A 13,380-nucleotide genomic window follows, 5' to 3' on the forward strand; every position below is an offset into this window, starting at 1 on the left:
AGCCCTCGCCAGCATTCTGGGCGGTCAGGCCTGCTGGCGTCCAGTCACGCAGGTTTGGCATTGTCGCCGCCCTCTTGGGCGATCAACTGCTGCTTGCCGCCCTTCTGGTCCATCAGGAACACCTCCACCTGGCGCACCGAGATCTTGATGTCGTGCGCCTTGAACTCGCGGTTGATGTAGCGGTTCAACTCGTCCAGGGTCGGGTTGCGGTCGCCCAGGTCGCGCACGTGCATGCGCAACTCGTGGTCCAGCGAGCTCTCGCCGAAGTTGAGGAAGTACACGATCGGCTCGGGGTCCTTCAGCACCCGCGGGTTATCGTGGGCACCCTTGAGCAGGATATCGCGCACCAGGTCCAGGTCCGAGCCGTAGTCGATGCCCAGCTTGAGCGTCACCCGGGTGACCGTGTCGGTCAGCGACCAGTTGATCAGCTGGCCGGTGATGAAGGTCTTGTTGGGGACGATGATGTCCTTGCGATCGAAGTCGGTGATGGTGGTGGCGCGGATGCGGATCTTGCTCACCGTGCCCGACAGGTTGCCGATGGTGATGGTGTCGCCGATCCGTACCGGGCGTTCGAACAGGATCATGATGCCGGAGATGAAGTTGGCGAAGATTTCCTGCATGCCGAAGCCCAGGCCCACCGACAGCGCCGCCACCAGCCACTGCAACTTGTCCCAGCTGACGCCAAGGGTCGACAGGGTGCTGACGATACCAACACCGACGATGGTGTACGACAGCAGCGTGGTAGTGGCGTAGGCGCTGCCCTGGGCCAGGTTCAGGCGCGACAGCACCAGTACCTCCAGCAGGCCCGGCAAGTTGCCGGCCAGGGCGAAGGTGATGCCGACGATCACCAGCGCGCCAAGCAGGTCGCCGAGGCTGATCGGCACCATGCTGGCGGCGGCGCCAGTGCCGCTGGTGTATTCGTAAAGGGTGAAGTTGTTGAGGTAGGAGAACACGCTGATCAGATCCGCCCACACCCAGTACAGGCCGGCGATGAAACCGCCCAGCAGGGCCAGGCGGATCAGGCGCAGGGACTGCTGGTTGACCTGCTCGATGTCCAGGTTCGGCTCTTCGGTGACCACTTCGCCGTCCAGCCCCTCCTTCGCCACCTGGCGCTTGCTCAGGGCGCGCTGGTAAGCCAGGCGCCGCGCCGCCACCGACAGGCCACGCACGAACGCGGCTTCGATTACCAGCCAGAACAGCAGCAGGTAGAGGGTGTAGATCAGCCGGTCGGTGAGCTTGAGGGCGGTGTAGTAGTAGCCGAAGCACACGGCCACGAACAGGGCGATGGGCAGCGCGGTGAAGGCCACCCCGACCGCCTTGCGGAACAGCGAGGTGTTGCGGTGCGCCGGGCTGCTCAGCAGCAGGCGGCTGAGCAGCCAGGCCATCAGCGCGTAGCAGGTCAGTACCACGCCGATACCCAGCACATCGTCGGCCAGCGCCGAAGGCTGGTGCTCGGCCACCGCCACCACGCCCACCAGGGCCAGCACCACGGTACCCAGGCGGCGCACCCAGCCGCGCAGGAACTCGACCTGGGGCTTGTGCCAGCGGAAGTGGATCTCCGCCACGCCGCCGGGGGCGAGGATGCGGTAGGCGGTGTAGAACACCAGCCAGGCCTGGGCGATCTGCCACAGCGCGGCGCCCAGGTTGGCGTTCTGGCCGCGGGCGTCGATCTGCAGTGCGTAGCTGCCCAGGGCCAGGGCCAGGGCCACCGGCATGGCCAGGAGGATGTTGATCAGGATCGCCTGGGGCGTGTGCCATTGGCTGTCGCGCTTGAAGTGGCCGATGTCCTGGTGAACCTTGCCCAGGCGCTGGTACAGGTACTTGCGCCTCCACAGCAGCGCGCCGATCACCAGCAACAGGGGCAGGAACAGCAACGGGCGCTGGCTCAGACCGTCACCCAGTTCCTTGACCCCCGAGCCCCAAGGCAGGCTGGCGACCTGCTCGGCCAGGCGCTCGGGCACGTAGCGCAGCCACTCCCAGTCCAGCGGTTTATTGCTGGGGATCCAGAACATCTGTTCTTCGAGGGTGGTGCGCAGGTTCTGCGCGGTACCCAGCAACTGCTTCTGGTTCAGTTGCAGGGTGATCGATTCGTTGAGCAGCGCCGAGAGTTCGCGGTTCAGGCGCTCGAGCAAGTCCGCACGGGTGATCGCCACTTCCAGCAAGGCTTTGCGCAGCGCTGGGGTGACGTCTTCCTGGGGTTGGCTGGCCAGCAGCCGATCCACGTAGCTGGACGGGCTGCTCATCTGCTCGCGCTGCTGATTGATCTCGAACTGGTACAGGCGGATGTCGGCGATCTGGTCGGCCAGGTCGCGGTCGACTTTCAGGTGTGGCAGGGCCTGCTTCTGCTTGTAGAGGATCTTCGACAGCAGCAGGCTGCCCTTGAGCACGCTGATCTGCTCGTCCAGGGCCTGGTCGGCCTGGGTCAGGTTGTCTAGCTGCAGACGGGTGCGCAGGTTCTGCTGGGTGACTTCGTTGAGGCGGTCGGTGCTGCGCAGCAGATAGTCGGAAAGCTGCAGGTTGGTCGTGCTCTCGCTGGCTAGCAGGTTGCTGCCGCCTGCCTTCTGCGCCTCGATCGACTGTTGCGTGACCGCCTGCTGCGACTGGGCCAGGCGTTTTTCGTTGATCAGTGTCTGCAGGTCCTGAATTTCCTGCTCCAAACGCGCAGCGCGCTCGATCAGCAAGTCGTGGCGGGCGTTGCCCAGGTCCTGCAGCAGGCTGTTGCCGGCCAGTTCTTGGCGGCGCAGCAAGGTCAGGGCATTGAGCGAGGCCAGCTCTACATTGAGTTTGTTGCGCTGGTCATTGTTGAGAGGCTTGCCGTTATCCTTGCCGCTCTTGAGGCTGGCGTTGATCTGCTGGATGCGAGTCTGGTTGTTGCTGATCTCGGCCTGGGCCCGCTCGGGGCGGGTCTGTGAGTTGATGATCAGGCTGTTGGCATCCGACAGCGCTTTTTGCAGATCGCCCTGTTGGCTGCTGCGCTCGCCGAGCATCTGCTCGAGCTGCGGCACGGTGAGGTTGGCGTAACGCTGGGCGACCGGCGGAGCCTTGCTGGCCTTGAGCCGGGCCAGTTCACGCTGGCTCTCGAGGGTATCCTTTGGCGCGTCGGCCAACTGCTGCTTGAGTTGGGCGAGCTTTTTTTCGCTATCTTCTTTGCTGGCCAGCAGTGCCAGGGTCTGCTCGAGCACCTGCTGCTGTGCCTTTTGCTCGGGCGTCTGCTGCTGGGACTTCTGATCGGCATCCGAAGGCTTGCGCTCACCAAGCTTGTTGAGACTGCTCTGGATACTGGTCGCGGTCGGAAGCTCGGACGCAGTGCTGGCGAGCGAGAGGGACAGGCACAACCCGAGCAGGGCTGCACGAAGGGGCACACGCAGAAACATAGGCTGACTACATTGGGTACGGGGCAGGGATGCAGTTTAGAGGAACAACCCAGGGCCGGGTCGAGTACCTTCGGGGAATCTGACGCCCACTTTCTGGATCTTGTTCCCGTCCATGACCGCGACGGTCCAGATCGTGCCGTGCCATTCGATCTGGTCGCCTACTACTGGCGCGCCTCCGACCTTCTGTCGGATGAACTGCGCCAGCGGCATTTTCGCGTCCAGGCCGTCGAGTTTCAGGCCATAAAGCGCGGCCACCGCGCCCAGCTCGGCATCGCCTTCGAGGACGAAGTCGCCGAAGAAGCGCAGGTCCAGGCCACGCTGTGGCGCCTGGCTGAACAGTTTGCCCAGGGCTGGCAGGTTGTGTTCGTGGCCGATCACGCAGAGCATGTCGCCGACTTCAAGCACGGTACTGCCCGAGGGGTGCAGCAACTGCTCCTTGCGGAACAACGCGGCGATGCGCGTGCCCTCAGGCATCTTCAGCTCCCGCAGGGCCGCGCCGATGCACCATTTCTCGGCGCCCAGGCGGTAGACGAACAGCTCCCACTCGCTGGTGACATGCACTTCGAGCGCGGAGCGGGAAATCGGTGCCGGATCCGGTGGCACGGTAACCTTCAGCAGCTTGGCCATCCACGGCAGGCTGGTGCCTTGCACCAGCAGCGACACCAGCACGATGAAGAATGCCAGGTTGAAGAACAGCTGGGCGTCCGGCAGGCCGGCCATCAGCGGGAACACCGCCAGGATGATCGGTACCGCGCCGCGCAGGCCGACCCAGCTGATGAAGCCTTTCTCGCGGCCATGGAAGGCCTTGAACGGCAGCAGGGCGGCGACCACCGACAGCGGCCGGGCGAACAGGATCATCCACAGCGCCAGGCCCAGCGCCGGCAAGGCGATGGGCAGCAGGTCGTGGGGCGTGACCAGCAGGCCCAGTACCAGGAACATGCCGATCTGCGCCAGCCAGGCCATGCCGTCGAGCATGTGCAGGATGCCGTGGCGGCTGCGGATCGGCCTGTTGCCCAACACCAGGCCGCACAGGTAGACGGCGAGGAAACCGCTGCCGTGCAGGGCGTTGGTCAGGGAGAAAACCACCAGGCCGCCAGCCACCACCAGGATCGGGTACAGGCCGCCGGCCAGGTTGATGCGGTTGACCAGTTGCAGCATCAGCCAGCCGCCGCCCAGGCCCATCAACCCGCCGATACCGAACTCGCGCAGCAGGTGAGTGAGCAGGCTCCAGTGCAGGCCGGTCTGGCCGCTGGCGATCATGTCGATCAGGGTGACGGTGAGGAACACCGCCATGGGGTCGTTACTGCCCGACTCGATCTCCAGCGTGGCGGTGACCCGCTCGTTCAGGCCCTTGCCGCCGAGCAGCGAGAACACCGCCGCAGCGTCGGTGGAACCGACGATGGCGCCGATCAGCAGGCCCTGGATCAGGCTCAGGTCGAACAGCCAGGCGGCGACCATGCCGGTCAGCCCGGTGGTGATCAGCACCCCCACCGTGGCCAGCGACAACGCCGGCCACAGGGCCACGCGGAAACTCGCCACCCGCGTGCGCAAGCCGCCGTCGAGCAGGATCACCGCCAGTGCCAGGTTGCCCACCAGGTAGGCGGTCGGGTAATTGTTGAAGATGATGCCGCCGCCATCGACCCCGGCGATCATGCCGACCGCGAGGATGATGACGAGAATGGGGATGCCCAGGCGCGATGACAGCGAGCTGACCAGGATACTTGCCCCTACCAGCAAAGCGCCGATCAGGAACAGGCTGTTGATGGTGCTCGCATCCAAATGGCAGTACTCCGGTACATCGCGGGAAAAGGACCTGAAGCGTGAACTAGCAGGTCGCGTGCCAATCGATTCTAACCTGATGAATTGGCAGGCTGTAAAGCGTTTCCGCATATGAAAAAAGGCACCTCGAGAGGTGCCTTTTCTTGTGTGGGGCAGTGCTGGCCCTTCGCGGATAAATCCGCTCCTACAGTCTGTAGGAGCGGATTTATCCGCGATTGAGCCGGCGCAGGTTCAACCCTGCTTCACTTCACGCAGCGCCTTGCCCTTCACTGGTGCATCACCCGCCACATAGTACTTGGCGGTGCTGCGCGGCAGCGGCTTGCGGCCACGGATCTTGTCCGAGATCTTCTCGGCGATCATGATCGTGGTGGCGTTCAGGTTGCCGGTGATGATCAGCGGCATGATCGACGCGTCGACCACGCGCAGGCCCTGCATGCCGTGCACACGGCCTTCGCCGTCTACCACCGCCATGTCGTCGGTGCCCATCTTGCACGAGCAGGACGGGTGGAAGGCGGTTTCGGCGTGCTCGCGGATGAACTTGTCCAGTTCTTCGTCGGTTTGCACATGGGCGCCCGGGCTGATCTCGCGACCACGGAATGCGTCCAGCGCCGGTTGGGCCATGATTTCACGGGTCAGGCGGATGCCGTCGCGGAATTCCTGCCAGTCCTGCTCGGTGGACATGTAGTTGAACAGGATGCTTGGGTGCTGGCGTGGGTCTTTCGACTTGGCCTGGATGCGACCACGGGCCGGCGAGCGCATGGAGCCCATGTGCGCCTGGAAGCCGTGCTCTTTCACGCCGTTGGAGCCGTTGTAGTTAATGGCGACCGGCAGGAAGTGGTACTGGATGTTCGGCCACTTGAACTCAGGACGGGTGCGGATGAAACCACCGGCCTCGAACTGGTTGCTGGCGCCGATACCGGTGCCGTTGAACAGCCACTCGGCACCGATTTTCGGCTGATTCCACCACAGCAGCGATGGGTACAGCGACACTGGCTGGGTGCAAGCGTACTGCAGGTACAGCTCCAGGTGGTCCTGCAGGTTCTCGCCGACACCCGGCAGGTCGTGGACCACCGGGATGTCGAGGCTTTCCAGCAGGGCGCGCGGGCCGACGCCGGAACGCTGCAGCAACTGCGGCGAGGCGATGGCGCCGGAGGAAACGATGACTTCCTTGCGGGCGCGGGCTTCGACGCGCTCTTCGCTGTCACCCACCAGGTAGGTCACGCCAACGGCACGCTTGCCGTCGAACAGTACGCGGTCGCTCAGGGCGTGGGTGACGATGGTCAGGTTCGGGCGCTTCTTGGCCTGGTCCAGGTAGCCGCGGGCGGTGCTGGAGCGACGGCCGTTCTTGGTGACCGAACGGTCCATCGGGCCGAAGCCTTCCTGCTGGTAGCCGTTGAGGTCTTCGGTGCGCGGGTAGCCGGCCTGCACGCCGGCTTCGACCATGGCGTGGAACAGCGGGTTGTTGCCGGGTTTCGGCGTGGCCACGCTGACCGGGCCTTCACCACCGTGGTAGTCGTTCGGGCCGATGTCGCGGGTTTCCGCTTTGCGGAAGTATGGCAGGCAGTCCAGGTAGGTCCAGTCTTCCAGGCCTGGCAGTTGCGCCCAGCCGTCGAAGTCCATGGCGTTGCCGCGGATGTAGCACATGCCGTTGATCAGCGAGGAGCCACCCAGGCCCTTGCCGCGGCCACACTCCATGCGGCGGCCGTCCATGAACGGCTCCGGGTCGGTCTCGTAGGCCCAGTTGTAGCGGCGGCCCTGCAGCGGGAAGGCCAGGGCGGCAGGCATCTGGGTGCGGAAGTCGAAGCGGTAGTCGGGGCCACCGGCTTCCAGCAGCAGCACGGAGACGCTGGCGTCTTCGGTCAGGCGGGTGGCCAGGGTGTTACCGGCCGAGCCGGCACCGACGATGATGTAGTCGAATTCTTGGGACATGGAAGTACCCTCGTGTTGGCGGTGATCAGGGAGCGGAAACGCCCGTGCGCGAAGGCACGGGCGTGGCTAGACAGGGTTTAGAAAACCGAGTTGTAGCCGCCCAGCTCGACCTGGACCGACTTGATGCGAGTGTATTGAGCCAGCGAGCTGACACCGTTCTCACGGCCGACGCCCGACTGCTTGTAGCCGCCAACCGGCATCTCTGCCGGCGACTCGCCCCAGGCGTTGATCCAGCAGATGCCGGCTTCGAGCTTGTGGATGATGCGGTGGGCGCGGCTGATGTCGTTGGTGCAGACGCCAGCGGCCAGGCCGTATTCGGTGTCGTTGGCGCGGCGGATGACTTCTTCTTCGGTTTCGTAGGTGAGAATGCTCATCACCGGGCCGAAGATCTCTTCCTTGACGATGGTCATGTCGTCGGTGCAGTCGGTGAACACGGTCGGGGCCACGAAGGCACCCTTGGCGAAGTCACCGGCAGTCAGACGCTCACCGCCGCACAGAACGCGGGCGCCTTCTTCTTTACCCTTGGCGATGTAGCCCAGCACGCTTTCCATGTGCTGGAAGCTGACCAGCGGGCCGAAGTTGGTGTTCTCGTCTTCCGGGTTGCCGGCACGGATGCGGGCGACGCGCTCGGCGATCTTGGCTTCGAAGGCGGCTTTCATGGCTGCCGGTACGAACACGCGGGTGCCGTTGGTGCAGACCTGACCGGAGCTGTAGAAGTTGGCCATCATGGCGATGTCGGCGGCCTTGTCCAGGTCGGCGTCGTCGCAGATGATCAGCGGCGACTTGCCGCCCAGTTCCATGGTCACTTCCTTCAGCGAGGAGCTGGAGGCGCTGGCCATGACTTTCTTGCCGGTGGTGGTGCCGCCGGTGAAGGAGACTTTCTCGATGCGCGGGTGCTCGGTCAGCCAGGTGCCGACTTCGCGGCCGCTGCCGGTCAGCACGTTGAACACGCCGTTCGGCAAACCAGCTTCGGTGAAGATCTCGGCCAGTTTCAGGGTGGTCAGCGAGGTGACTTCCGATGGTTTGAAGATCATCGCGTTGCCGGCGGCCAGGGCCGGGGCGGATTTCCACAGGGCGATCTGGATCGGGTAGTTCCAGGCACCGATACCGGCGGTCACGCCCAGCGGCTCGCGGCGGGTGTAGACGAAGGACGATTCGCGCAGCGGGATCTGCTCACCTTCGATGGCCGGTACCAGGCCTGCGTAGTACTCGAGCACGTCGGCGCCGGTGACGATGTCGACGTAGCGGGTTTCCGAGTACGACTTGCCGGTGTCCAGGGTTTCCAGCATGGCCAGCTCGTCGTTGCGTTCGCGCAGGATGTCGACGGCGCGGCGCAGGATGCGCGAACGCTGCATGGCGGTCATCGCGGCCCAGACCTTCTGGCCGCGCTCGGCGCTTTCGACGGCCTTTTCGACGTCGGCTTGGGTCGCGCGCTGCACATGGGCGAGGACTTCGCCGGTGGCCGGGTTGATGGCTTCGAAGGTGGCGTCGCTGCCAGCGTCGACGTAAGCGCCATCAATGTAGAGTTTTTGCGTTCCGAAACGGGCCATAGTGTCCTCGCAAGTGCAGTGTGTGGTTGGCTGCCGCGTCACGCTCCTGCCGGTTGGCTGGTCGCTGCGCGCGGCTGTTCAGAGGCCTGGTCGGTTGTGCCCAGGGACTGCTGTTTAGCCAGTTGTAGATCCATGTATTCGTAAGCGATGCGTATCGCCTGGTCGGTGTCGAATGCATCCCCCGACAGGGCGCCACGCAACCACAGGCCGTCGATCAAGGCTGCCAGTCCGCGGGCTGCCTTGCGCGCATGGTAGAGCGGCAGGACGCGGCGGAACTGGCAGCACAGGTTGGAGTACAGGCGGTGATCGTTGATCCGCTGCAACCTGTGCAAAGACGGCTGGTGCATGCTGGAGGCCCAGAAGGCCAGCCAGGTTTTCATTGCCGGGCCATTCACCTGGCTCGCATCGAAGTTGCCTTCGATGATCACCTTGAGGTGGGCACGCGGGCTGTCGTCCGTGAGTGCCTGACGACGCGCAATCACACCCTCGTTGAGCATGTTCATGATGTGGCGCATCGTCGCTGCGATCAGGCCGTTCTTGTCCTGAAAGTAGTGACTGATGATGCCGTTCGACACACCGGCCAAACGGGCAATCAGCGCAATGCTGGCATCGCCCAGTCCGACCTGATCGACCGCCTGTAACGTGGCTTCGATCAACTGCTGGCGGCGGATGGGTTGCATACCGACCTTGGGCATCTTGCTATCTCCTCAGGCCTGCGGGCAGACGACGAGCGGCTGCCTCGGCGAAGGCCAGTCTATTTTGTTTTGATTGAACGTTCAATCAATAAAGAATAAGCTCTGCGACAATTTGTGCCATTGACAGTTTTCAGGACGGTCAAGAGGACACGAATCGACACCCCAGGAAATCGTGTAACCCCCGGAATACAAGGCGTTGACGGGCATGAGCGATGCAAAGGACAGATTCTGCCGAGCGGTCATGGACTGCGCGGTCGGCCCTTGGAGCGGGCCAGGTGGTCTGTGGCGAATGCGCGCACCTTCTGCTGAGTGCGTGGCAAGGCGACAGGCGGCCGGTCTGTTTTTTTTGCAGCGTTTCGATTCGGGATCACGGTTTCCAGGGTGCTTTTATAACACCTTGCGCAGTAGGGCTATTGCACCAATTGCGTGGGAAATAACTGTTTAGCCTCCACTGCCGCACTGCCCGGAGCATTCGAGCAATGAGTTCTGCTTCCCTGACAAAGCCTCCCGCCGAGCGGGTACGGGTCAATCGCGTGGTGTTCTTCACCTCGGCGATGATGATCCTCGTTCTGACTGCCTTGCTGATCGCTGTACCCGAAACCGCCGGCCAGGTGCTGGGCGTCGCCCAGAAATGGCTGACCCGTACCTTCGGCTGGTACTACATGCTGGTGATCTGCGGTTACCTGCTGTTCGTCGTCTACCTGGCCTTCTCCGACTTCGGCAAGCTCAAGCTGGGCGGCAAGGACGACACCCCCGACTTCAGCTACGGCGCCTGGGCCGGCATGCTGTTCTCCTCGGGCATCGGTATCTCGCTGCTGTACTTCGGCGCCTCCGAGCCGCTGGACCACTACTTCAACCCACCGGAAGGCACTCCAGCCAGCCTCGAGGCCGCGCGCCAGGGCCTGCAGCTGACCTTCCTGCACTGGGGCCTGCACGGCTGGGCGATCTACGCCCTGGTCGGCCTGGCCGTGGGTTATTTCGCCTACCGCCACAACCAGCCGCTGGCACTGCGCTCGGCGCTGTACCCGCTGGTCGGTGAGCGTTGGGTCAAGGGCGGTGCCGGCCATGCCGTGGACATCTTCGGCATGTTCGTCACCCTGCTGGGCCTGGTGACCAACCTCGGCATCGGCTCGATGCAGGTGGCTTCCGGTCTGGAATACCTGTTTGGTATGGACCACAGCAAGACCAACCTGCTGGTGGTGATCCTGGTCATGGCCGGCGTTGCCACCGTGGCTGCAGTGTCGGGCGTGGAAAACGGCATCCGCCGCCTGTCCAACCTGAACATCCTGCTGTTCAGCGGCTTGCTGATCTTCGTGCTGCTGGCCGGTAACACCCTGCACCTGCTAAACGGCTTCGTGCAGAACATCGGTGACTACCTCAACGGTGTCGTGCTGAAGACCTTCGACCTGTATGTCTATGAAGGCGACAACGACAAGTCCGAGCGCTGGCTGGGCCTGTGGACCGTGTTCTACTGGGCCTGGTGGATCTCCTGGGGCCCGTTCGTCGGCATGTTCATTGCCCGTATCTCCAAGGGCCGTACCGTGCGCCAGCTGGTCAGCGGCGTGCTGCTGATCCCGCTGGGCTTCACCCTGGCCTGGCTGTCGATCTTCGGTAACACCGCATTGGACCTGGTGATCAACCAGGGTGCGGTGGAGCTGGGCAAGACGGCGCTCGAACAGCCGTCGATGTCGATCTACCAGCTGCTGGAATTCTTCCCGGCCGCCAAGATTGTCATCGGTGTAGCCGTGTTCGTCGGCTTCGTGCTGTTCCTGACTCCCGCCGACTCCGGCGCGGTGATGATGGCCAACCTGTCGTGCAAAGGCGGCAAGGTCGACGAGGACGCCCCGCACTGGATGGTGGTGTTCTGGTCGGTGGTCATCACCCTGGTCACCATCGGTTTGCTGTTCGCCGGTAACTTCGAGGCCATGCAGACCATGGTGGTACTGGCCGGCCTGCCGTTCTCGGTGGTCCTGGTGCTGTTCATGTTCGGCCTGATGAAGGCCATGAAGCAGGATGTCGCGGTCGAGAGCGAGCGCGCCGAGCTGGCCGCCCGTGGCCGTCGCGGCTTCAGCGAGCGCCTGAGCCAGCTGGACCTGCAACCGACCCAAGCGGTGGTGCAGCGCTTCATGGACAAGCAGGTCAGCCCGGCGCTGAAAGAAGCCGCCGAGCAGCTGCGTACCCTGGGCTTCGAGGTCGAGACCCGTGTTGGCCAGTCGCGCAACATGATGGGCCTGCGGGTGATGATGGAAGAGGGCAACCCCTTCGTCTACGAAGCCAGCCTGGACGGTTACATGGCTGCGCCGAGCGAGGCGCCGGTCGAGGGCGAGCCGGAAGTGCGCCAGCGCTTCTACCGTGCCGAGGTGTACCTGCACGATGGCAGCCAGGAGTACGACCTGATGGGCTTCACCCGCGAGCAGATCGTGCGTGACGTGCTTGATCAGTTCGAGAGTCACCGCCAGTTGCTGGGGCGTGTGTACAGCTGATCGTCGCTGATGTCCGGCAAGGGCCTGGTTCGTGAGAACCAGGCCCTTTTCGTTTGGCCGCTCAGCGGGCCTGGAGCAGGTCTGTCCTGGGGGCCGAGCGCTGCTTTGTGGCATCCTCGGCCTGGCTGCACAGTTTCATCGGCAGCTCGACCTGTTTGAACACGAATTGTTCGTGGCGCAACAAGCGATAGCCGGCCGGGTCGGCGCAGTCGACCTGCTCCGGCTTGCCTTTCTTGACCCGGTAGCGCTGCAGGTGGGGAGGAGCGGTTCGCCAGGCTACCCGAATGTCGCCGTTTTCCAGATGTTCGATGTCCAGGTCTGGCGATGGTACTGGCAGCGCTGGCAGCAGTTCCACAGCGATGCTCAGGGCGTTGCGCATAAGGCCGCGCCAAGCCAGACCCTCGGCCGAGACGACACCGACGATGCACAGGTAGTGCCAGCCAGGATCCGGGCCGATAGGGGCGTCGATCAGCACCGTTCCCTCGGCTGGCAAGGTGCCGCTGTAGTCTTCGGGGTTTTCGCAGGCCCGTGCGTCGCGCGTGGTTTTGTAGCGGTAGCGCGGGGTGTCCAGGGTGAAACCGAAGTTCCAACGGGGTAATGGCGTATGCGCCTGCGCATCCAGGCTGAGTTTGTGCAAGGTCTTGAAGTCACTGCGTTGCTGATGAAGCTGGAAGCCGGGCAGCAGGTGGCAGCGATCCACGCTCAGGTCGGCTTGGCCATCGCTGAAGCAGTCGAGTAAACGGTTCACCGGTGTCGACTCGATCTGCTGGCCATTGCTGTGGTTGGCCACGCCCACGATCCGGTTGCTGGCACGGTCCAGTATCGGGCTCCCCGAGGCACCTTCGGCGACCCTGGGGCAGTCGGCGCCTTTCAGGTTGCGCAGTACCGACGGTGGGGTGCGCGAAACGGGCAGATCGTGTTCGGTGCACGCCCAACGTCGCAGGCCGACATTCATTGCGACCACTTCGCCGACCAGCAGCACGCCACTGCCGGATGGCAGTGGCGGGGCAAGCGCCAGCGGTTCGATGCCGCTGTCGAGCAGGTGCTGCAGCGGGGCTTGCAGTTCCAGCAGCGCCAGGTCACTGCCTTGGATGCTGCTCCAGAGCGTCCGGCGGGTGGCGAACCGCCGACGGTCGTCGAGGGTGTCGGCAAAGTAGTTGAACGTGATGCTGGCCTGCAGGGGCTGGTCGTGGACGATCACGCCATTTTGCTTGCTGACGCAGTGGCCGGCGGTTACCACGTACGCCGGACCATCCGCTTGTCCGTCAGGCCGACGGGTGTCGATCAGCGAGCCGATGCAATGGCCGTTGCCGGGTAGCTCGAGGCGGCCAATACCACTCCAGTGATGGTTCTGTCCTTGGCTGTTGGCGAGCAGCACAGGGTCGGAGCGGGTGGGCTGGCCTTGCCCGTAATCCATCGCCACGGCTGGAAATGAGAGGGCTAGCCCAAGGCAGAGGGGGCGCAGGTCGATCATGGTGGAGCCTCGTGAGGGGGAGGCGCTCACTTTCGGCCTGAGCCGCTGGCCCGCGGCGGTAGATAGTGCTGGGGCCCGCGTGTGGCGCTACCAATA

Annotated in this window: 7 protein-coding genes; 1 reads left to right on the forward strand and 6 read right to left on the reverse strand. The window is 63.9% G+C overall.

The annotated features are described in order from the left end of the window. Positions 1-44: 44 nt before the first annotated feature. The 5 genes from mscK to betI all read right to left on the reverse strand — a co-directional run bounded on the left by mscK (position 45) and on the right by betI (position 9,327). Positions 45-3,374: a mechanosensitive channel MscK gene (mscK, locus tag JYG34_RS01700; protein WP_213659256.1), complete on the reverse strand. Its 3,330-nt coding sequence runs from the start codon at positions 3,372-3,374 to the stop codon at positions 45-47. A gap of 36 nt (positions 3,375-3,410) precedes the next feature. After that, positions 3,411-5,153 carry a potassium/proton antiporter gene (locus JYG34_RS01705; RefSeq protein ID WP_213659257.1) on the reverse strand — a complete coding sequence of 581 codons (1,743 nt, stop codon included), beginning with the start codon at positions 5,151-5,153 and terminating at the stop codon, positions 3,411-3,413. Between the two features lie 231 nt (positions 5,154-5,384). Further along, positions 5,385-7,082 (reverse strand): choline dehydrogenase, encoded by a 1,698-nt coding sequence (betA, locus tag JYG34_RS01710; protein WP_213659258.1) that lies wholly within the window; start codon positions 7,080-7,082, stop codon positions 5,385-5,387. 77 nt (positions 7,083-7,159) lie between these two features. Then, positions 7,160-8,632: a betaine-aldehyde dehydrogenase gene (gene betB / locus JYG34_RS01715; RefSeq protein WP_213659259.1), complete on the reverse strand. Its 1,473-nt coding sequence runs from the start codon at positions 8,630-8,632 to the stop codon at positions 7,160-7,162. Positions 8,633-8,670: 38 nt separating this feature from the next. Then, the gene (betI, locus tag JYG34_RS01720; RefSeq protein WP_028688420.1) at positions 8,671-9,327 is read right to left on the reverse strand and encodes a transcriptional regulator BetI; all 657 of its coding nucleotides are present in this window, start codon (positions 9,325-9,327) and stop codon (positions 8,671-8,673) included. A gap of 536 nt (positions 9,328-9,863) precedes the next feature. Between betI and JYG34_RS01725 the strand changes: the two genes are divergently transcribed. Next, positions 9,864-11,810, forward strand: coding sequence for a BCCT family transporter (locus tag JYG34_RS01725; protein WP_249746279.1), 1,947 nt, complete (start codon positions 9,864-9,866; stop codon positions 11,808-11,810). 61 nt (positions 11,811-11,871) lie between these two features. Here JYG34_RS01725 and JYG34_RS01730 read toward each other — a convergent pair whose 3' ends face one another. Continuing rightward, positions 11,872-13,227: a trypsin-like serine peptidase gene (locus JYG34_RS01730; RefSeq protein WP_213659260.1), complete on the reverse strand. Its 1,356-nt coding sequence runs from the start codon at positions 13,225-13,227 to the stop codon at positions 11,872-11,874. Positions 13,228-13,380 lie beyond the last annotated feature (153 nt).

The organism is Pseudomonas entomophila, assembly GCF_018417595.1.
In the GTDB taxonomy this organism is placed as follows: domain Bacteria; phylum Pseudomonadota; class Gammaproteobacteria; order Pseudomonadales; family Pseudomonadaceae; genus Aquipseudomonas; species Aquipseudomonas entomophila_C.

Bases quoted from the DNA above. Each gene is read 5' to 3' on its own strand.
- mscK (WP_213659256.1), bottom strand. From the start codon at position 3,374: ATGTTTCTGCGTGTGCCCCTTCGTGCAGCCCTGCTCGGGTTGTGCCTG.
- betA (WP_213659258.1), bottom strand. From the start codon at position 7,082: ATGTCCCAAGAATTCGACTACATCATCGTCGGTGCCGGCTCGGCCGGT.
- betB (WP_213659259.1), bottom strand. From the start codon at position 8,632: ATGGCCCGTTTCGGAACGCAAAAACTCTACATTGATGGCGCTTACGTC.
- betI (WP_028688420.1), bottom strand. From the start codon at position 9,327: ATGCCCAAGGTCGGTATGCAACCCATCCGCCGCCAGCAGTTGATCGAA.
- JYG34_RS01730 (WP_213659260.1), bottom strand. From the start codon at position 13,227: ATGGATTACGGGCAAGGCCAGCCCACCCGCTCCGACCCTGTGCTGCTC.